This window comes from Methanosarcina sp. MTP4 (assembly GCF_000970045.1).
Taxonomy (GTDB): domain Archaea; phylum Halobacteriota; class Methanosarcinia; order Methanosarcinales; family Methanosarcinaceae; genus MTP4.
This window is the reverse complement of sequence record NZ_CP009505.1, coordinates 3439935-3460617: the sequence shown is the minus strand read 5'-3', so window position 1 is coordinate 3460617 and position 20683 is coordinate 3439935. Positions and strand designations below refer to the sequence as shown.

The window sequence follows — 20683 nt, the reverse complement described above, 5'->3', positions numbered from 1 at the left end:
CGGAGGTGGTGAAAAAAAGTTTTCTTTATCCGGATTAATATGTTCATCCCCCAACATATTTTAAAATTATAAGTGACTGAAAAACATATGGGACTCATTAAATAATTTGTGTATCTTATTTAATAAGTTTTGCCCCTAAGAGAGGGAATATAGAAACTGCGTACTTATCAAGTTGTAAGAAACTAAGTGTTTCTTCCTAAAGATGGATAAATCTTTTTATTGTTTATTCGGATTCCAGGTTATTTCTCATCTTTATTTTTTTCCTATCGGGCTTTTCAATTTTATTTTTGTGTTGAAAATGAAAGACTTATATAATCCATTATCCTGCCATTCTCTTTAGAGGGATTTTCTGTGTCGTTTAAAGGCTTTAAATTCTCCCATTTTCTGCTCATGCTGGTAATGGTGGCGGCTATAACCCTTATTTCCGGCTGTGAAGAAAACGACGAGGCTCGAATTAATGAAAGTGAAGAAGCTGTCGATAATGCGGTTCTCGGGGAATATTCCCCTGAAGGGGGCCAGAATTCTCAGGAGCTGCCCTATTATTTAGAGGAAAAGTATCTCGAAGAAGCAATAATTAATGAAGAGGAAAACCGCAAAAGGCACGTTGAAGAACAATTGAAGAGGCTTCGGGAAGAAAACGGGGCTAAAATCAGGGCTATAAGCGGGGGAGGGACTCTGGACAATAGGTTCAGGTTTTACGGGGTCAGCACTCTTCCGGACGGGACCTGTATACGCACCCGGTTATTTTACGGGGACGAACCGGTAAGCTGGTGGCCTTCCGGGGAATGTGCCGTTGTTCAGGACGGGTACTGGGAAGTTTCGGTAACTTTCGGAGAAAACGGTGTTCCGGAAAAGCTGGAAACGGATGACGCTTACTATCTTGAAGCCTGGGTTGATGGTGATCCGGAAGAAAGGACGGAATTTGCATACGCTCCGGGTGGAGGGGCCATACCTGAAGAATCGGCAGCGGAAAATTGAGGTTTCCGCCCCTTTCCTTTTCAGCCTCCTTCCTTTTCATCCCTCTTTCTTTTCAGCCTCCTTCCTTTTCATCCCTCTTTCCTTTTCAACCTCTTTTTTCCCTTATTCTGGAATAAAATTATATACCCTTTTTTTCATCCTGAATTTGCACCATGGAGAAAAAAACGTTAGCATACCTTGCAGCAGTTTTTAATGCCGTTTTTATCGGCCTCACCTTCTTATTCACAAAACAGTCCCTGGCTTTCGCAGCTCCCTTCACAACCCTGGCTTTCAGGTTCGTGCTCTCTTTCATTGTTATGTCCCTGCTGCTCAAGTTGAAATTCATAAACGTAAAGCTTGATCTGAACAGGAGCCAGCTTAAAGACCTGCTTGTTTTGTCCACTTTTCAACCGGTTCTCTTTTTCTCCTTCCAGGCGCTTGGTCTGCTGTATATTTCCTCTTCAGAGGCAGGGCTCATTAATGCCTTAATCCCGGTATCCGTGGGGATCTTCGGGATGTTTTTCCTGGGGGAGAAACTTACCCCGAAACAGTTAGGATCTTTTTTCATATCCATAGCCGGGATCGTATTCCTTTTCTTAATGAATGGAGATGCCGGGGATTTCAATTCCTCAGGCGTGGTTTTCACCCTTCTGTCCGTGGTCTCCACTTCTCTTTACATAATTACGGGCCGGAAGCTTTCAAAAAGTTTTGATCCCATGACCCTTACCTTCGGGATGATGGCAAACGGGGCTTTCGTGTTCTTGCTGCTGGCCCTCGGGCTTGAACATTTGACACTTCAAGATACATTATCCCTGCTGTACAATTCGGAGTTCATTTTCGGGATACTTTATCTGGGTCTCTTTACCTCGGTTGGAACATCTTTCCTGACCATTTACAGCCTTGGGGAACTGGAAGCTTCTAGGTCAGCCGTGTTCATGAACCTCTGCCCGGTTATAGCAGTTGTTGCAGGGGTCTTTGTGCTGCATGAGGAATTCGGGTATTACCATCTTATAGGGAGCTTCCTCATTATTTCCGGGGTCCTGATAGCCAGTTTTTCGGAGAAAAACAATTAGGGAGATATGGAAAAAAGAGCTGAAAAAAGAGCTGAAAAAGAGGACATTAAATTTGTTGAATAACAGGTTCAAATAAATGGAAGTACACACAGCACTTTCATGATTAAGAAGTTCACTGCAATAACTGAACACAAATGGATTTGATCCAGGAAATAGCAAATGGGTTAAGGAGTTGCGAGGTGAATGCATTAAATGGTGACTTACTTTTCCCATCGCTATTTCTTGATTTCAAGGTCAACTAAGGAATTTTCTGGTCCGGTCTGAAGTTTTGGTCAACTAAGGAATCTTTTGTCAGATCTGAAGTTTTGATCAGGTCTGATTTTTGGTTAGGGGCTTCTTACTCTTCGTCTCCTGCACAGCCGCAGGAAACGTTTCCTTTCAAAATTTCTTTCCAGTCCCCGATAACGTCATGGGTCCAGCAGTCGTCGGCGCCTGCGGCTTCCCGCATGACCAGGGCAAAGATGTAGGAAAGTTCCTTGACCGTGGCCCCGGCTTCGAGGGCACCTTTGAAGTGCTTCAGGACGCAGGGTTTTGACCTGCCCTTAATCGAGAGGGCAAAGCAGATGAACTGGTAGGTCTTTTCGTCAATCGTCCGTTTTTCTGTGTAGAGCTGATCGATTTCGTCAAGTTTCTCGGTGAATTCCGGGAAAAATTCTTCCAGCATTCTCATTGGGTTCGCTCCTTTTTTATGTTGGCTGCTCTGATGTTAACGGTGTTAAGTAGGTTTCTTATTCACTATGGCATTTTTGCTATTTAAGTTTATTTCAAATATTTTTGAAATATCTTTTTTTCAAACAGTTTGAATTTGCAAAGATAATATTATATTTCTTTTTGTATTTCCTTCTCAGTTTTTTTTTCAATTTGTAAATATCTGCATATCTTACTTGAATATATTTGCCCATAGTTTTAATTTTTTTATGATTTTTCTGTGCATCTGTAGTTATGTTTAAATTATATAACTTGTTTTTTTTATATCAAAAGTCATCTTGGATAATTTCTGGGTGAATGGGTAAGATCGTGGTAGACGGACGGCAGGCAGAAGACTATAAGGTGAGGAAGTAAACCGGACATGTTGATAAATGGAAATTTTGTCTTTTCAAATCTAAGCAATATCTCTCTCACCCGGCCCTGTTATTGTTTGGAAATGCCGCTGTTTCTTTGCTTTTCATCCAGAATAGGTATTGTGACTATTAAGAGGCGATTCTTCTTGGAAAACAGAAAAAAGCATAACTTTTTAAAAATTTCTATTGCAATTTCTTTACTAATGTTTTTCATTTGTACCGCTGCGGCAGAAGCTTCAATCGAGTTTGCTGCTGAAGATTCCCTGACTCATTACGTTAATGAAAGTGGATCCATTCAGGAGACCATCAACGCCGCCAGTCCCGGCGATACGATCATTGTGGAGAGCGGGACATATTATGAAAATGTGGATGTGAACAAAACCGGGATTATCCTGCAGGGCATGGATACGGATTCTGGCCTTCCTGTGGTTAACGGAACTGGAGGAGATTTCTGCATCAAATTGAGCGAAGATACCTGTACGCTTGAGGGGTTCAATGTGACCGGTGCGGACGAAGTCGGGGTCTGGGTGGCGTCGAGTGGTAATACGGTTTCAGACAATATCGTATGTTCCGAAACCTATGGTTTTTATGTGGATGCCTCTGGGTATGACTTTTTTGAAGGCTATGATTCCGGTCTCGAATACAACGCTTCCGACAATACGTTTACCGACAACAAGGTGTATAATAACGGTGATTCCGATTACGACTGTTACGGAATTTTCCTGTATAAATCAGGATTTAATGAGTTTACCGGCAACATGGTAAGTAATGATGGGAATTCCGATTACGACTGTTACGGAATTTACCTTTACGATGATTGCAACTCCAACGTGTTTACCGGCAACACTTTGAGCAATGCCGGTGATTCCGATGAAGATTGTTATGGAATTTACCTTTACGAAGATTGCGATTCCAACGTGTTTACCGGCAACATGGTAAGTAATGATGGAAATTCCGATGCCGAATGTTGTGGAATTTACCTTGATGATTATTGCAACTCCAACGAGTTTACAGGCAACATGGTAAGTAATTATGGGAATTCCGATTACGACTGTTACGGAATTTACCTTTACTATGAATGCAATTCCAACGTGTTTACTGACAACACTTTGAGCAACGACGGTGATTATGATGCCGAATGTTGTGGAATTTACCTTGATGATTATTGCAACTCCAACAAGTTTACAGGCAACATGGTAAGTAATTATGGGAATTCCGATTACGACTGTTACGGAATTTACCTTTACTATGAATGCAATTCCAACGTGTTTACTGACAACACTTTGAGCAACGACGGTGATTATGATGCCGAATGTTGTGGAATTTACCTTGATGATTATTGCAACTCCAACGAGTTTACAGGCAACACTTTGATCAATAACGGTAATTCGGATTCCTATTGTTATGGAATTATCCTTTACGATTATTGTGAGATGAACACTTTCTCCGGAAACGTTATTTGTGGAAACCTCACCTTACCCGTTTACGGCGGTGATTCGGACAACTCCTGGTGTATATCCGATCAATACTGCCTCAATGAAGCCGATTACCAGTGGATCAACATCACGCAGGAGGACCTGGACTGGAGTAATTCGAATGATGATTATTGTTCGGAAAGCGTTTCCATAGGTTTTGACTTCACTCTTGACGGAATGACCTATACCCGGATGGAAGTCGTGAGCAACGGTGTTATTCATCTCATCCCCGAAGGCGGGGTGGAACTGGATGATGACGATTATGATTACGCTTCGCAGTGGGCAGATTGGTACCCTGAAGAAACGTTCATATTCGCCCTTTCCGACGACCTTTATGCAGGAGATGATGGTTGGTACGGTTATAAGAGCTATTTAACAGGAGATACTGATTCCGGGGGCATTGCGATCCCTTGCAACATGACGGTGATAGATTATCATGTTTCTACCTATGACGACTACGGTTACAGTGAATACCCCAATGATTTCCAGGTAGTGCTGTATGAAGACGGGACCTTAAGGTTCAATTTTAAGAGGATTGACTATCTTTCTTTCGACTACTCCCTGGACAGCGGTTTGTATCTCGGGAACGATTCCTCCGAACATTCAAAGGAGCTTATGTATGTAGCCAGGGCCGGAGACTATGAAAATGAGACGTCTTTTAGCACTCCCATCTCCCTTGTTTCCAGCGCTCACATCGGAAACTACTACGGGGATGTTTACCGTGAATACTCTTTGACTGAATCCGCTTATCAGTGGTTCAACACTACCAGGAACGATGCAACCTGGAATGATACGTCAGATGACGATTATTCAGAAAAGGTTCCCATAGGCTTTAATCTCACTCTTGATGGGGTTAACTATACCCACATGCAGGTAGTGAGCAACGGCGTGATCCAGCTGATTTCGGCAGGGTCCGGGGAACTTAATGATTCTTCCTATGACGGTCACAAATACTGGGTTGAAACATATCCCGACGAAACGTTCATATTTGCTCTCTGTGATGACCTTAGCGCAGAAGGATCTGAAGAAGACTTACATCAATATACAGCCGCTTCAGAAAAACATGGGGTTGAAAGTACCTTCGTAGTTAACTCTGAAGAACTTGAAACTCTGAATGAAAAAGCTGTAACAGAAAAAGACAAGGACAAGGACAAGGACAAGGACAAGGTAAAGGATGTTCAGGTTACCATGGAATCCGGTCCAATTGAAACTGCCCTCATGGAAAGTACTTTCCCGGATGTTCAGTGGTATGGGTACACGAGGTATTTGGCAGGAGACAATGATTCCGAAGGAAATGAAATCCCCGTTAACCTGACGGTGATCGATTATCACTTGGCTACATACGAGGATTCGTATTATAACGGTGGTTATGGCGAATCCCCCCTCGAATTCCAGGTGTTGCTGTATGAAAACGGTACCATCAGGTTTAATTTTAAGAGGATTGAATATTCTTACTTTGATGCTTCCCTCTACAGTGGTTTGTATCTGGGCAACAACTCGTCCGTACACGCAAAGGAGCTTGTCCATGCTGCAAGGGCAGGACAGTACGTGAACGGAATCTCGTTCGGCACTCCGGTTATCCGAACTCTTTCGAGCAGTTATGATGCTAACGGGGACGGCATTGCCGACAGTGCATATGACATTGCCAGCTATGATGAAGACAGTGAATACGGCATTGCCAGCTATATTTCCTCCATTTCCAGTTCTTATTCGGGAGATCGGCAGACCGATTCCTACCCGCTTGTTCTTCTTTCCGAGGCAAATGCCCCGTCCAAAGCCAGCAGTGAGGGCACGGTCTCATTTACTGTAAGTACCAGGTTTACCAACCCGGCAAGTGTCGGTGTAGACATGGTTGAGCTCTATTACAGACAGGACAGTGGGGACTGGAGCAAGTACGGAGAGTGCAGCACTGGCACTTTCAAGTTCTCTACCAGTGAAGCAGGTGACTACTATTTCTACACCGTCGCCACGGACGTCTACGGAAACGTTGAAGGACTGCCTGATGACTACGATTCCCACACAGCAGTGAGCATCAGCAGCAGAAGTAACAGTAACGGCCCTTCACATTACCAGCCTCAGCCTTCCGAATGGGAAGAAAAGGGTGTTACCTTCAGGGAACCGGCTGATTCAGCAAACGTCAAGTTCGATAAAGAACCCATCTATGCTATTGAGGTCAATTCCAAAAACCCCTTCTCCAATGCCCGTTTCAGGACAAAGAACCATGCAGGTCAGCCTTCAGGGGTCCCACAGCCGGAAGGCACTGTCTACAAATACATGGATATGGAGTTCGTTTCAGGGGACTGTGACATTGAAGGAGCAAGTATCTTCTTTAAAGTCGATAAAGCCTGGTTCGAAGAAAATGGTCTGGACGCCGAGGACGTAAAACTCCTGCGCTACCACGACGGGGAATGGGTGGAACTCGAAACCACAGTTGAAGACGAAGACGCAGATTACTTCTACTTCAGTGCTCTGACGCCCGGCTTCTCCACTTTTGCCATTGTCGCAGAAGGCGGGTCCGGTACGCTTGATCTCGAGCCCTCAGTCAATGGTGAAGTTCCTGCGGAAGAAACCGCATCAGAAGTTGAAAAACCCGAAGAAAATAAGGAAAAATCTCCCGGCTTCGGCATCTTTGCAGGTGTTATCGGGCTTGCAGTCGGTTTTTTCATGAGAAGAGACTGAATGCCGGATGAGGGTGTTTCCCTCTTCTTTTTCCCTTTTTTTTCTTTTTTCTTTTTTGTGAATTTTTTCAGGATCAACTGGTGACGGGTTCACTGGTGACGGATTAATTTTTCCCGGGCAATTCTCTTTTAAGCTCTGCAGAAAGTAACTTCTCTTTTGAAGTATAGATAACCAGTTCGACTACTCGGGAAACCTGTTCTGGCGGCTTTTGAAAACTCCTTCTGCATCAGGATGGGTTTCAAAGATCAGGTTTTTTCCTGGAGTTTTCCTGATCTTCATTTTCTTCACCTTATAAAGTGTGTCATCGGTTCAAATGAATAAGAAATAAAAATGATGAGCTATTTTAAGGGATGGATTCAGTAAGAAATGGATTTAGCTTTGTTAATTTTTATTGAATTAGGTTGCAAAGTACATATCATTCTTTGATACGCAATATCATTCTCTGGTACGAAGCTTTGGTTCTTAAATAAATCCCAAATGAATTCCCAAATGAATTCCCAAATGAATTCCCAAATGAATTCTTTAATAACACATTTGATTCACCCCATTCGGAGACGAAAAATGAAACGAATTGTCTTAGGTTTTCAACACGTCCTGGCGATGTTCGGGGCTACCATCACCGTTCCCCTGGTGGTAGGCTCTGCCATTGGGCTGCCTATTTCGGACATAGCGTTCCTTATACAGGCGGTGCTGCTTGCTATGGGCGTTGCCACACTTTTACAAACAGGTATCGGTTCAAAGTTCCCAATCGTTCAGGGTTCGAGTTTTGCCTTTATTCCGGGGCTGATTTCCATCGGTTCCGGGGCTGCAGGGCTTGCTGCGGTTGAGGGGGCTCTGATCGTCGGAGGTATTCTTGAAGGTTTGACCGGGGCTCTTGGCCTGATCGGAAAATTAAAAAAGCTGTTCTCTCCCCTCGTGACCGGGATTACCATCATGCTTGTCGGGTTTTCTCTGGCCAACGTTGCTGTTATGTATACGTTCAACTTTTTTGCGGATGCCGCCGGGACCACCCTTCTTCCCTCTTCCATTGTCGCACTTATTACTTTTGTCACGACGATTCTTGTTGCCCTGAAGGCTAAGGGCACTTTCAAGGCAATGCCTGTGATTGCCGGGGCTGCTGTCGGGTATCTTGTAAGCATCGGGTTTGGGCTTGTGGACTTCGGGCTGGTGAATGAAATGAAATTCTTCAGCCTTCCGCATCTGCTTCCCTGGGGCACTCCGGTCTTTGACGCAAACGCTATCATCATTATCCTTTTTGCCTTCATGGTCAGCATAATTGAGAGTGTGGGAGACTACCATGCAATCACAGCTATTGCAAACCTCCCCATTGACAACGAGAAGATCAACAGGGGCATTGCCTCCGAAGGGTTTTCCTGTTCTATTGCAGGACTCTTCGGGGCTTGTGGCACCACCAGTTATTCTGAAAATATCGGGCTTGTGGCTCTTACCAGGGTTGCAAGTGTCCAGGTGGTCCAGATCGGGGCCGCTATCCTTATCTGCATGTCCATGATCCCCAAGTTTGCCGGGCTTCTTGCTTCTATCCCCGCCCCTGTGCTGGGTGGGCTTACAACTGCTCTCTACGGCATGATCGGGGTCACCGGACTCAAGCTGATCAAGGACAAGGTTGAATTAAATGACCGGAACACATTAATCCTTGCGAGTTCCCTGGTGCTGGGGCTTGGTGCCCCGCAGCTGTCCCCCGAACTTCTGGCTCATTTCCCCCAGATCATTGCGAGCATCCTTGAATCAGGGATGGCAGTCGGCGCGATTTCGGCCATTATCATGGATCAGTTACTGAAATAAATAAGAACGGTTATTTTGTGTTTATTATTTACAATTTAGCTCGACAAAAAAGGCTATTTGAAGAAATAAATTTGAAAAAAAGGCTATTTGAGGTATAATACATGATCAAAGATGAACGGTGGGAAGGGGTGTACTCCTTTGAAGATTCCCCTTACCTTATGGAAATTTTATCTAATCTCAGGGACAAGGAAACAGGCACTATCAAGTTCAGAAAAGGGCTCGTAAAGCTCGGGCGCTACATGGGCTACGAATTCACCCGGACTATGGACTACGATAAGTTAAGAGTCGAGACCCCCCTGGAAACGACCGAAGGGGTCGCAGCCGGGGACCGAAAGCATGTCCTGATCATTACCGTGCTCAGGGTTGCAATCCCGCTGATGGAAGGGCTGATCAAGACTCTGGAATGTTCGCGTGTCGGGATCGTCTCGGCATCCAGAGGACATGCCCCCGAGTTTAACATTGAGATGAAATACATAAAAGTCCCTCAGATCAAGCCTGAAGATACTCTTATCATTGCCGACCCCATGATTGCAACGGGTTCCACCCTGATCAGGACAATCGAAGGGATCAAGCAGTGCGGGAAACCCAAACGTGTGGTGATCATGGGCGTCCTTGCAGCTCCCGAAGGGATCGATTCAATCAAGGAACTTCACCCGGATGTGGAAATCTTTGTGGCAAAGATCGACCGGGAACTGAATAAAAAAGGTTACATCCTGCCTGGTCTGGGCGATGCCGGAGACCGGGCTTTCGGGGAGCCTTTGAATTTTTCCATGCTCCCTTTAATGCATAATCTGGAATAAAATTCGAATTTGCATCAAAAAAATATTTCAGGAAGTAATCCGCAGAAAAATGTGTTTTTACTTCCTGAACTTTTATTAAGGAAGGATATTTTGTCAAAAGGCTTATTTTATTGAAACGATTTCTCGTTTTTTCATTTAGAGGATTACTGGAATTAATAGAAAATTTTCTAAACGTTTCCCCGGAAGTCTTTTACTTTTTGAATTTCAGGAAGCAAAATTCCTGGAGCACGGAATTTTAACTCCCTTTTCATATATGGCTTTTTGATGAGATCTTTGCTTTTTGATGTGAGTCGGGTGGTTTGTTCGGTCAGAAATTTTTGGTTAGAAATCCAGAGAAGCGTCTAAATAATTTTCTATGCACTCCCTGTTTTTTATTTGCATGAGGGTATTCCAGGAAGGAATACTCAGGAATTAGGGATCCTTTCACTTCCTGGAATTTTATTGGGTGGAGATGTTTATTAGAATTTTTCCGTGGTTGTTTCAGAGTAGAGAGGCTGTTTTTTTAGGGGTTGTTCCGGGGGATGTTTTTACCCCGGTTTTTGAGAGAACGTCTTTACTTTACCATTATTGTGGATTTTATTTCCGGCTTGTCTTTGAGGCTGATTGTGTAGGTTCCCGGCTCTTCGAATGTGTATGAGAAGCTTCCTCCGTAGTGAAGGAACGTTTCTTCCCACAGGCTGTCTTCACTTACCAGTTCCGCAGGAGCTTTCGGCCTCCTGAAGTTGATCCATGTAACAGTGTCGCCTGCCTTTATCTCGGTGACTTCCGGTACGAATGTGCCGTATATTACCAGCTTTTTCTCGTCATTCCGGCCGTTTTCTTCATTCTCATTGTTTTTCACGAGCTTTTCCCCGGCTGACGTTTCTGCTCCTCGGGGCTGGGGTTCGGCTGCAGAAATCCCGGTTTCCGTTGCAGTTTCATAACCGGTCTTTTGTGTTTTAGCGGAATTTACGTTGACCGTGAGTTTTATTTCGGGGGTCTCTTCAAGGGTGAAGGTATAGGTCCCGGTCTCTTCGAATGTGTATGAGAAGCTTCCTCCGTAGTGAAGGACCTCTTCTTCCCACAGACCGTCCTCGCTAACCAGTGTTACAGGCCCTTTAGGTCTCTGGTAATTGATCCAGGTAATACTTTCTCCGGCGTTGATGTCGACTGTCTCAGGAGTAAATGTATTGTAAATAACTATTTTGTTTGTGGGGTTTGCGGCATTAACGGAATGTACCGCCGGCCCTTTTGCTGCTGCCAAACCTGTTGACATTAGCAGGATTGACACCATAAGCAGGGCCAGAATTATGGGTTTATTATAGTTTTTCATTTCAAGCCTCCAGTTTTCTGCATTAGGGATATAGGGGGATATAGGTCCACAAGTTTGGAATACCAGTATATATCTTAGGTCATGTCTGTATATAGCCCAACCGTTGCCTGTTTTTCTCCTTCCTACTGGAATGTTTCAAAGAGTTTTGCTGCGGCAAATATCTTTGGAATCTTCAAAAAGTAATGGCTTTTTTGAGCAGTCCGGGAACTTTATTTTTCTGGCTTTTTCCCTCTGTATTTGGGATTTTTGCTGAGGTTTCCAGTTTTTCAAGGACCTGATCATTTCTTTGAGCAGAAGATTGAAAACAAAATTCCGGGATGAATTGAACTCTCACAGGATAGGTTTCACTTTTAGAAATGAGGAATAAACCCTGTTTTTCGAAGGGAAGTGTCAAAAAATTTGGGGGCATCCAATCAAAAAGTTGAAAATCGTTAGCAAAAGAGTTGAAAACCGTTTGCAAAAAAGTTGAAAACCGTTTGCAAAAAAGTTGAAAACCGTTTGCAAAAAAGTTGAAAACCGTTTGCAAAAAAGTTGAAAAATATTTATGACCGGGTAGAAATATATTCCCGGAAAAATGAGGAATACTCTCCGGGATATATTCCAGAAAGCCTGGAACTTCATGCGCGCCGAAGTTTGCTTCCTGGAATATTTTTTTTGATGGAGCTGTTTCATTGTATGGAATTCTTTTGGAGCTGTTTTTCGGGACTCCCGACAAACAGGCTCTTTTTATTCATTATATTTTGATAATACATAGCCAAACCGATGGTGTTCTTTTACATTTTGCCTGGAATATTCCAGCAGCTTTTGCCCGGGCAAACACCGTTAGAACATTCCAGGGGCTTTCCAAGGTTTCAAACGATCGGGATTTTTCCAGTGGGTTTATATACATCCCTTTAAAGTATAATTTTAGTGAGATGAATTCCAGAGCAGGCAGTAAATCTTCTCTTCTTGATACGATTTTCCTTTCCGATAAAAGAAAGAACCTTCTCCTCCTCCTGAAAGAAGAAGGGCCAAAAAGCAGTGAAGAAATTAAAAGTGCATTTGATTTTCCCTGGAAATCGATGATCCCCCAGATCAGGAAGCTGATGGACTGGGACCTAGTGGTTCAGAAAGATGATATGTACGCACTTTCAGATATGGGGGGAGTGATTGCCACAAACGCCCGCTTTTTGCTGGAAAGCCTGGCGGTATACGAAGAAAACCGGGAGTTCTGGTCCGAACACGATCTGAGTTCGATTCCCTTCCACCTTCTGACCAGAGTCGGGGAGCTTGGTTGTTGCAAGGTCCTGGAGCAAGACCTTTCCCAGGCTTTCAGAATCCCGGAAGATATTTTGCGGAACATTCTGGATTCGAACCGGGTTATGACTTTTGTTTCGGTATTTCATCCTTCTTCTCCTCTCCTCTTTTCCGAATACCTGGAATGCGGGACTGATGTTACAGTGATTCTTACGAACCCCGTTCTGGAAATGCTTCAGGAGGAGTGCGGTTCCGGCCTTCCTCTTCTCAAAAGCAGTAATCCTATTTTTAAAAAGGCCCTGCTGGAGTATAAAAATGAAATCAAGCATATGTTAACAAGTGAGAATTCGAATCTTTTCGTGTACGAGGGCGATAAGATGCCAATGTCGATGATCGTGACTGATAAGGTCTTTTTCCTCTCCCTGCTTGACAAAAAGGGGCGGTCAACCAACAGGGTCCTTATGGCATCCGAAGCTCGGGCATTAAAATGGGGTGAGGAACTGTTCCTCTATTATAAGGAGAGGTCCAGGCAGTTGTCTACCTCTGAAACTCCCCTTTGAAACTTTTTTCCTTCAATCTTCTTTTCTTATTGTTACCAGGTACAGTTTCCTCGGCAGTTCTCCTTCCTCAAACTCCTCTACTTCGAAGCTCTCATACCCTGCGGCAAGCTGTTCAACCTTTTCCCTGCTGAAGAAGTGCACGATAAAACCGCCCTTGATCTCGTACATGTCCTCTCCCCGGAGGGTCCCTGTCCCGTAGTGGGCGTCCCCGGTGTGCCTTGCGGTGTAGATGTTCACACCCCTGGGGTTGAGCACTCTTTTGACCTCGCTGGAGAGGAACTCCAGTTCTTCGGTGGTAAGTGCCATGCAGTAGAGCATGTGGGAATAGCAGGCGTCAAATGTTTCGTCTTCGAAGGGGAGGGGGTCTCGGACGTCGTGCCTGAGGGCTTTAACGAACCCTGATAAGCCGGTTTCTTCAGCTTTCTCTTTTATCGACCTGACCCCGCTTTCGGTATAATCGAGCACGTGGACGGAAAAACCTTCATTTGCAAAAAAACAGCTGTCTCTACCCTGGCCGCCTCCAAGTTCCAGGATTTTTGTTTTTCCTTCCTTTTTGAAAAGTTCGGCTGCTCTCCGGGCCGGGTAGCTTGCTTCATCCCCAAACCTGGAAGAGCTGTTCGAAAAAACATTTTCCCAGTGCGGCTGCTGGCTGTTCAGGACCGTTTTTTCCATATTTTCAGTAGCTTCTTTATTCACGGCTTCACTTCCTTTTTTTACCTGCGTTAAAATACGTTCTTCTCTTCCGTCTTTAAATATATCCTGAAGTGTTTTTATGCGTTGTGGGCGGGGAATAAAGGTAGGGATAAGTAAAATGTAAGTGAAACTGCCGAGGGATAGGTGACTAATGCTGTAGCTAATTGGTAGAATCGCTGAATATGTAAAATTGTTGATTGATAAAATAGCTGAATAAGAAAGTTGCTGGTTGGTGGAGGAGCTGCATAAGTAAAATTGCTGATTAAAGTAGAATCCCAGAATAAGTCTAATTGATAGTAGCACAATTATTGGTTATAGCACAATTGCTGAATAAGCAGTAAGTTTGATTGGAGGTTCGCCCGGGAAGATGCTTCCCAGGCTTAGTTTTTGAACAGGGTCCTGTTCGTTTTTAATTTTCTGTTTATCAGATAATTAATTTTTATTCATCATCTATTGCACTGTCATACTTGGGAAACAGGAGCATGTAGTTCTCACAATATGTTTTCCCGTCTTCTTTGATGTCAACTGCCCACACGACTTCGGGCTTTCTGCCAACTTCTTTTGCTTGAATCATGTTTAGTTCTCCCAATTCTTCTTTCATTTTGTTCGGTTTGTTTTTCAGGGATATTTATAGGTCCCTGGAGCGATGTTGGATTTGAAAAGTGCCTTTTGTATCAAAGGTCGGAGGTCTCGGGAATTCTATCCCATTTAAATAAAAATTGAAAATTATGTAAGGTTGTGGATTCGGATAACGGATCTTAGTTTACGAGCTAATATGGAGTTGACATGTTGGTTATCCTGGCTGAATAACAGGGATCTTTTTCTCTTCTTATTTATGCAAGTTTTTTCGATTTTTTACTCTATTCATTTCTTTGGTGTTCCACTCTATCTATTCCTTTTACTTTGACTTTTTGAATTCCGCTGTTTTTATTATTTGCTCATACTTCCTGGCAGATTTATCCCGTTATATTTTTTTTTATTTTTTTCTTGTTTGAATTTCTCATACGATTGGCTTTTTATGTAAGAATTCGTAAAACTGGAGTTAAAAAATTTATTGAAAATTCAAATTTTGATGCAGAAATAAAGCTGATGTATATTCTCTCCAACTTTTTTCTTGTAAAAAACCCTGCCATTAGCCTGTTTTATATAGATGGGGTCGTGCAGGAAACCTTCATAGTAATAAAAATACTTTTTTTTTGACTCTTCCCGGTAATTTCCAGCTTATAGCGGGGAGATATTTTTTCATTCCATGCTATAATCCTGAAATGATGTATGAATGGATGCATAATAAATTATTTTTTAAAGATAACTACCTATTTATAAAATAGCTTCCAAGTTTGGCTTAAGAACAGAATGAAATTCAAGGGAGGCAGCATGTCCAAAAAGTTGTCTGAAATACATATTCATAATTATTCTCATGAAAATGACAGTAACATTGATTCAGAACATGCCGGTGAAACTAAATCCCACAAACACGGGCTTTTCCATTTCCACAAACATTCCGATCATTCCAATGAGCACTCTGGCAGCTCCTCTCAAGGGACTTCCAAAGGGCACAGTCATACCCACGGATCTGTGGACCCTTCCATCCTTGCTACTGAAAAAGGTATATGGGCAGTAAAGTGGTCTTTTGTCGGGCTGATGATTACAGCCATTATGCAGATCTTCATCGTTTACATCTCGGGCAGTGTTGCCCTCCTTGCCGATACCATTCACAACTTCGGGGATGCATCAACGGCAATTCCGCTTGCAATCGCTTTTTCTTTAGCCCGGAGAAAACCGAGTAAAAGCTTTTCCTACGGTTACGGCAGGGTAGAAGACCTTGCAGGCGTGATCATTGTTCTGCTGATCCTTTTCAGTGCCGCAGTGGCGGGCTATGAGTCAGTTCACCGCTTCTTTAACCCGCAGCCCATCGGGCATGTAGGAGCCGTGGCAATCGCCGCGATTATAGGTTGTATCGGAAACGAAGTCGTGGCCCAGTTCCGGATGAAGGTGGGAAAGGAAATCGGGAGTGCGGCTCTTGTTGCTGATGGATATCACGCCAGGGTAGACGGTTTCACCAGCCTTGCGGTCCTCATCGGGGCTCTCGGGGTCTGGTTTGGGTACCCGATCGTTGACCCGTTGATAGGGATTATTATCACTGTCGCCATCCTGAAGATTGTCCTTGATTCGAGTAAGCTGGTCTTCACCCGTCTCCTGGACGGAGTCGAGCCTGAGATTCTCGATAAGGTCAAAGACGTGGCCCAGTGTGCCGATGGGGTCTGTGAAGTGACGGATGTGAGGGTCCGCTGGATTGGGCATCGGATCCATGCGGAAATCAACGCTGCAGTTGACCCTTCCCTTTCGGTCGAGGACGGCCATGTGATTGCCGACGGAATCAGGCAGAGGCTTCTGGAAAATTTCTCCTACATCTCGGGAACTACCATTCATGTGGACCCCGCGACAGCCTCGGGAGAGTGCTGTCATATCAGACCTGAAAACGTGGGAAAAGACCGAACTATGGAGCAAAAGCAAAAACAGAAGCAAAAACTAAATGCTCAGCCTGGCTGAGGATCTCAACCCGGCTGAGGATCTCAACCCGGCTGAGGATCTCAACCCGGCTGAGGATCTCAACCCGGCTGAGGATCTCAACCCGGCTGAGGATCTCAACCCGGCTGAGGCCTCTGACCGTTTTCAGGCTTTTTTCCTGTTTTTCCATTTTCCATTTTTCATTTTTTAGTTCTTTCATTTTTCATTCTGTGAACACTACGTCAACCTTTTTCACGTCCCACAAAGACTCCAGTTTTTCTGTGATGTCCTCTTTGATTGCGGAGGCGAACTGATGATCCGAGGGCAGGTCAACCACCACTCTTACCACTCCGTCTTCCACGGTTGTTTTCAGGATCAGGTTTGTCCTTACGACGTCCAGGCCCGTAAGTGGGTTCATTACGTGTTTTAACCTTCTGCGGACCACTTCTTCGGTGGTCTCTTCCTGTTCTGTCACAAGCCCGTGCTTTTCTTCGTAGTCGCGGATTGCAGCCCTGAGACCTTCTACGGCAAGCACGGAACAGTGGGCTTTTATTGGGGGCAGTCCCCCCAGTTCTTCCGAAGCCTGTTTCCAGGTTATTTTCTTGGCTTCTTCCAGGGTCCTGCCCTTTGCAAGTTCGGTTATCACGGACCCTGTGGCTATGTTTGAGGCGCAGCCGTAGGACTCGAATTTTACGTCCTCGATAACTTTTGTTTCGGGTTCTACCTTAATGTAAACGGCAACCATATCCCCGCAGGCGGGACTCCCTTCCAGCCCTTTCCCATCCGGATCTTCGATTTTTCCCACATTTCTGGGATTTCTGAAGTGCTCAAGCACCTTTTCACTATACGGAAACTTCATTTTCTCACCTTTTCTCTCCGCCCTTCTTCCTCATTTTTCCTCTCATTTTTCCTTTCTTCCTTTTTCCCTATTCCTCTTTCCGATCTTCTTTTCCCGGCTTATTTCTCAGCCAGGGGGCTGATTTCGCGCAGCCTCGTTACCACTTCACTCATGGCATCAACTACGGAATCCGCATCTTTCATGCTGTTGTAGCGCCCGAAAGTAAAGCGCACCGAACCGTGTGCCCTCTCGTGGTCTCCTCCTATGCCCATGATTACGTGGCTGGCTTCCAGGGAGCGGGAAAAACAGGCAGAACCCGTGCTCAGGGCAAAGCCCCTCATGTCCATGTGCAGGGTAATAGATTCCCCTTCCACGTAGTGAAAGGTCAGGTTCGCGTTCTGGGGCAGGCGTCTCTCCCTGCTCCCGTTCAGGGTGACTCTGGGGATTTCGGCAAGTGCCCGCTCGATAACCCTGTCCCGCATAGCTTCGAGCTTTCGGGTTTCTTCCGGGGTTACCAGTTCGTCGGCTTTTGCAAAGCCAACGGCTCCCGGGATGTTCTCAACTCCAGCCCTCCTGTTCGACTCCTGGAACCCGCCGTCCATGAACTTGTGGATGGGGGTCCCTTCCCGTATGTAAAGGGCCCCCACTCCTCTCGGGCCGTGGATGGTGTGGGCGGCTGTGGTGACAAGGTCCACAGGTAATTCCTTTAAGTCCAGGGGAAGCCGCTTAAAGCTGTGTGTAGCGTCGGTGTGCAGGAGCACGTCCTTTGTTTCACATATTTCGGAAACGGCTTTCAGGTCCTGAACGGTCCCGATTTCCTGGTTGCCCTGCTGGACCGAGACAAGGATCGTTTCGTCAGTGATCGCCTTTTCCAGCTCTTCCGGGTTTACGAAACCCTCCGAGTCCACTTCCAGGAAGGTTACATCAAACCCCTGCTTTGTCAGGGCTTTTGCCGTGTTCAGCACCGGGAAGTCCTCGATCTTTGAGACGATGATGTGCTTCCCTTTTTTCTCCTTCAGGGCCGATGCCACTCCTTTTAGAGCCATGTTGCTCGATTCCGTAGACCCTGAGGTAAAGATAATTTCCCCAGGATCCGCACCCAGTCCGGAAGCGATGCCTTCCCTGGCCTGTTCAAGTCCTTCTTTTGCTTCAATTCCCATCGAGTACCCGAATTCGGACGTTGCCACCGCATAAGTATCAAAAAAGTACGGTTTCATTACCTCAAGCACCCTTTCGTCCAGCCGGGTGCAGGCGGAATTGTCAAGATAGGTTATTTCTTCAAATATTTTTACCCCTCCTCGGATATGATAAAGTTCGGATAAAATTAAGGTTAAGAGTAAATCTCAGATATTACCGGGATTATCGGAATACCGGAATTATTGGAATACCGGGATTATCGGAATACCGGGATTATTGGAATACCGGAATTATTGGAATGCCGGGACTATTGGAATACCGGAATTATCGGAAATTCAGGTTCCGGCTTCAGAGGCCCAAAGCTTCAGATAAAGAGCGTTATGCTGGCATCCCTTGCTTCATAGACATAGGAACCCACAGCCCCCCATTCATCTATCCAGTCCGTTCGAAGCTCTTCTTTCTTTATACCCATGATCTCCATGGTCATCTCACAGGCGATGATCTTTCCCCCGAGTTCCTTGAAGTCGTTCATGAGTTTTTCAAGGGGAGCTACGTTGGCTTTGTCCATCCTCTGTTTGACCATCCACTTCCCCAGGCCCAGCATGTGCATCTTGGAAAGTGGGCCTTTTTCAAGCCCTCCTTTTTTCAGCCGCATGAGCCCCCAGAAGGTGAAGTATATGGAAGCTTCCATGCCCATAGCCAGGGCTCCGTTTCCTATTATGAGTGCACTGTACACCTTGTCCATATCCCCGCTGTGCAGGACAAGGACTGCCTTTCCCCCCATGCTCACTCCCTATCCGGTTTTATCTCCGGATCTTTATCTCCCACTCTTTTCCTTTTTCCTTGTCTTCGATCCCCAGCACCTCAAGCCCCATTGCCTCGCAGGCCATGGGTATTTCTTTTTTGGATGCGGGATGCGTGCCTTTTACAATCACAAGGTCTCCGGGCGAGGCCTTTTTGAGCGCTTTTCGGCACTCTACCAACGGGACCGGGCAGGTCTCCCCCCTGACGTCGATTTCCATTTCTGCCATGCTCTTTCCCCAAAAGCAATGAAAAAAGGAAGGTTTGCAATAAGAATTCAGTTCCTCCCCTACATTCATTATATTTCAAAAAATATATTATGGTTTCGTAGTCAAAATCTTGCCAGTGAACAGACTGTCATACTTTCTAATGGATCATCTCCTCCGGAAAGCGGAAACATTCTAAAATAAGTTGTAGTTTTTCAGAACTCTTCCTGGTTCAATATGTTTTCTATTTCAGAACTCTTCCGATCTCAGAATGCTTTCCTTATTTTTTCAGCCATTCCTTCAAGATTGGCGGTATCTGGCTCTGTCCAGACGATGGATTTGATCCCTCTTCCTCCGTCTCCCTTCTTTCTGGGGATCACGTGGACGTGGACATGGGGGACTTCCTGTCCGGCAACCTCCCCGTTGTTGACCCCTATATTCATCCCGTTAGCCGAAAAAGCCTTCTCAAGGGCAAGCGTTACTTTTTTTGCAGCTTCAAAAAGTGCTGCAATGTCTTCCACTCCCAGGTCCGTGAAACTGTTAAAGTGCTTCTTTGGGGCAACCAGCGTGTGCCCTTCGCTTGCAGGATTTATGTCAAGAAATGCGTACACGGCTTCGTCTTCATAGACTCTGTATGAAGGTATTTCTCCTGATACGATTTTGCAAAAAAGGCAGTCTTCTGTCATGAATTGTACCCCCATAGAGTTTTGTGGGCTTCGTTTATATCAGGCTTCGGTTTCCTGGTAGGGTTCCTGCTAAAAGCTCTTTTTCAGCTCCTTTTGTAAGAAATAGATTTAACACATTGTGGCCAAAAATACCTATATCCGGAAAATAATGTCCGTACCCGGAGAATGAATCTGAAGATTGAGATAAATCTGGAGATTGAGAATAAATGGGTGAAAGCATAAAAGGTGCACTTGTCGGCCTAGTCTGTACCACTATCTTTTATTTCATTCCTGGCGTGAATGTAATCGCTCCTTTCCTCGGAGGTCTTCTTGGCGGCTATGTGGCCGACGGGGGCTTTGGAGGGGGGCTTAAATCAGGGGTACTGATGACTGTTTTTATGGTGATCCCGGGTTTCCTTCTGGCAGGGTTTCTCGGAGCCGTGCTCAGTGATATTCCCGTTCTGGGGGGATTTGTAGCGGTATCCGGCGTTATAATTACGTTGATTCTGGTGGCCCATACTGCCATAATAGGTATCATCGGTTCGGCAATCGGGGCAATTCTTGCAGAAAGAAAACTGGTTTGAGACAACAACCGTTTTAAATTGGTGAACAGGTTTAATTGGTAAACAGGTTTAATTGGTAAACAGGTTTAATTGGTAAACAGGTTTAATTGGTGAACAGGTTAAAAATGGTAAGCCTATTTGAAAGGATAAACTGGTTAAAGCCCCTGTACGGGAGGTCTTCAAATCAGTATTTTGTCCTTCTCTATCCCGAAAAGTTCTCCTTTTTTGTTCTCAAGTTCAGCGTTCCCCTCGTAATTCATCCCTGGTTTCCAGGCTCTTTTCTGAGAGGAGGGTCGTAAAGCGGGTTACCTTTTCC

Annotated in this window: 19 protein-coding genes; 9 read left to right on the top strand and 10 right to left on the bottom strand. The window is 45.0% G+C overall.

Annotated elements, in window-relative coordinates; all coding sequences use genetic code 11:
* Positions 1-351 precede the first annotated feature (351 nt).
* Positions 352-978 (top strand): hypothetical protein, encoded by a 627-nt coding sequence (locus MSMTP_RS14490; protein WP_048180824.1) that lies wholly within the window; start codon positions 352-354, stop codon positions 976-978.
* Between the two features lie 152 nt (positions 979-1130).
* Positions 1131-2030, top strand: coding sequence for a DMT family transporter (locus MSMTP_RS14485; RefSeq protein ID WP_048180822.1), 900 nt, complete (start codon positions 1131-1133; stop codon positions 2028-2030).
* 337 nt (positions 2031-2367) lie between these two features.
* Here the strand turns inward: MSMTP_RS14485 and MSMTP_RS14480 are convergent, their stop codons facing one another.
* A complete protein-coding gene (locus tag MSMTP_RS14480) occupies positions 2368-2700 on the bottom strand; it encodes a carboxymuconolactone decarboxylase family protein (RefSeq protein ID WP_048180819.1) in 333 nt (110 codons plus the stop codon).
* A 594-nt stretch (positions 2701-3294) separates the two neighbouring features.
* Here MSMTP_RS14480 and MSMTP_RS14475 point away from each other — a divergent pair.
* The 3 genes from MSMTP_RS14475 (at position 3295) to upp (ending at position 9848) form a co-directional block, all read left to right on the top strand.
* Positions 3295-7245, top strand: coding sequence for a PGF-pre-PGF domain-containing protein (locus MSMTP_RS14475; RefSeq protein WP_197076096.1), 3951 nt, complete (start codon positions 3295-3297; stop codon positions 7243-7245).
* 561 nt (positions 7246-7806) lie between these two features.
* The gene (locus tag MSMTP_RS14470) at positions 7807-9048 is read left to right on the top strand and encodes a uracil-xanthine permease family protein (RefSeq protein WP_048180813.1); all 1242 of its coding nucleotides are present in this window, start codon (positions 7807-7809) and stop codon (positions 9046-9048) included.
* Between the two features lie 101 nt (positions 9049-9149).
* Positions 9150-9848: a uracil phosphoribosyltransferase gene (upp, locus tag MSMTP_RS14465; protein ID WP_048180808.1), complete on the top strand. Its 699-nt coding sequence runs from the start codon at positions 9150-9152 to the stop codon at positions 9846-9848.
* Positions 9849-10401: 553 nt separating this feature from the next.
* On the opposite strand, the gene MSMTP_RS14460 is transcribed toward upp, so the two are convergent.
* Complete coding sequence (locus MSMTP_RS14460; protein WP_052718418.1) at positions 10402-11160, bottom strand: cupredoxin domain-containing protein; 759 nt, start codon at positions 11158-11160, stop codon at positions 10402-10404.
* 172 nt (positions 11161-11332) lie between these two features.
* Positions 11333-11875, bottom strand: coding sequence for a hypothetical protein (locus tag MSMTP_RS19450; RefSeq protein WP_156153850.1), 543 nt, complete (start codon positions 11873-11875; stop codon positions 11333-11335).
* Positions 11876-12074: 199 nt separating this feature from the next.
* Between MSMTP_RS19450 and MSMTP_RS14445 the strand changes: the two genes are divergently transcribed.
* Positions 12075-12956: a winged helix-turn-helix domain-containing protein gene (locus tag MSMTP_RS14445; protein ID WP_048183715.1), complete on the top strand. Its 882-nt coding sequence runs from the start codon at positions 12075-12077 to the stop codon at positions 12954-12956.
* Positions 12957-12968: 12 nt separating this feature from the next.
* Here the strand turns inward: MSMTP_RS14445 and MSMTP_RS14440 are convergent, their stop codons facing one another.
* Positions 12969-13652 carry a class I SAM-dependent methyltransferase gene (locus MSMTP_RS14440; RefSeq protein ID WP_231582801.1) on the bottom strand — a complete coding sequence of 228 codons (684 nt, stop codon included), beginning with the start codon at positions 13650-13652 and terminating at the stop codon, positions 12969-12971.
* Positions 13653-14088: 436 nt separating this feature from the next.
* A complete protein-coding gene (locus tag MSMTP_RS20250; RefSeq protein ID WP_255350984.1) occupies positions 14089-14223 on the bottom strand; it encodes a hypothetical protein in 135 nt (44 codons plus the stop codon).
* Positions 14224-15023: 800 nt separating this feature from the next.
* Here MSMTP_RS20250 and MSMTP_RS14435 point away from each other — a divergent pair.
* Entirely contained in the window at positions 15024-16199 is a 1176-nt protein-coding gene (locus MSMTP_RS14435; RefSeq protein WP_048180798.1) for a cation diffusion facilitator family transporter, read from the top strand.
* On the top strand, positions 16183-16368 hold the full coding sequence (locus MSMTP_RS19445) for a hypothetical protein (protein WP_156153849.1): 186 nt from the start codon (positions 16183-16185) through the stop codon (positions 16366-16368). The genes MSMTP_RS14435 and MSMTP_RS19445 overlap by 17 nt, the downstream gene beginning before the upstream one ends.
* A gap of 12 nt (positions 16369-16380) precedes the next feature.
* On the opposite strand, the gene MSMTP_RS14425 is transcribed toward MSMTP_RS19445, so the two are convergent.
* The 5 genes from MSMTP_RS14425 to MSMTP_RS14405 form a co-directional block, all read right to left on the bottom strand.
* Complete coding sequence (locus MSMTP_RS14425) at positions 16381-17016, bottom strand: iron-sulfur cluster assembly scaffold protein (RefSeq protein WP_048180791.1); 636 nt, start codon at positions 17014-17016, stop codon at positions 16381-16383.
* 98 nt (positions 17017-17114) lie between these two features.
* Positions 17115-18281 (bottom strand): cysteine desulfurase family protein, encoded by a 1167-nt coding sequence (locus tag MSMTP_RS14420; RefSeq protein WP_048180789.1) that lies wholly within the window; start codon positions 18279-18281, stop codon positions 17115-17117.
* A 215-nt stretch (positions 18282-18496) separates the two neighbouring features.
* A complete protein-coding gene (locus MSMTP_RS14415) occupies positions 18497-18916 on the bottom strand; it encodes a DsrE/DsrF/DrsH-like family protein (RefSeq protein ID WP_048180786.1) in 420 nt (139 codons plus the stop codon).
* A gap of 19 nt (positions 18917-18935) precedes the next feature.
* Positions 18936-19163, bottom strand: a complete 228-nt coding sequence (locus MSMTP_RS14410) for a sulfurtransferase TusA family protein (protein ID WP_048180784.1) — start codon at positions 19161-19163, stop codon at positions 18936-18938.
* Positions 19164-19405: 242 nt separating this feature from the next.
* Positions 19406-19825: an HIT family protein gene (locus MSMTP_RS14405; RefSeq protein WP_048180783.1), complete on the bottom strand. Its 420-nt coding sequence runs from the start codon at positions 19823-19825 to the stop codon at positions 19406-19408.
* A gap of 206 nt (positions 19826-20031) precedes the next feature.
* Between MSMTP_RS14405 and MSMTP_RS14400 the strand changes: the two genes are divergently transcribed.
* Positions 20032-20388, top strand: a complete 357-nt coding sequence (locus tag MSMTP_RS14400) for a DUF5518 domain-containing protein (protein ID WP_048180778.1) — start codon at positions 20032-20034, stop codon at positions 20386-20388.
* The last annotated feature ends 295 nt before the right edge of the window (positions 20389-20683 follow it).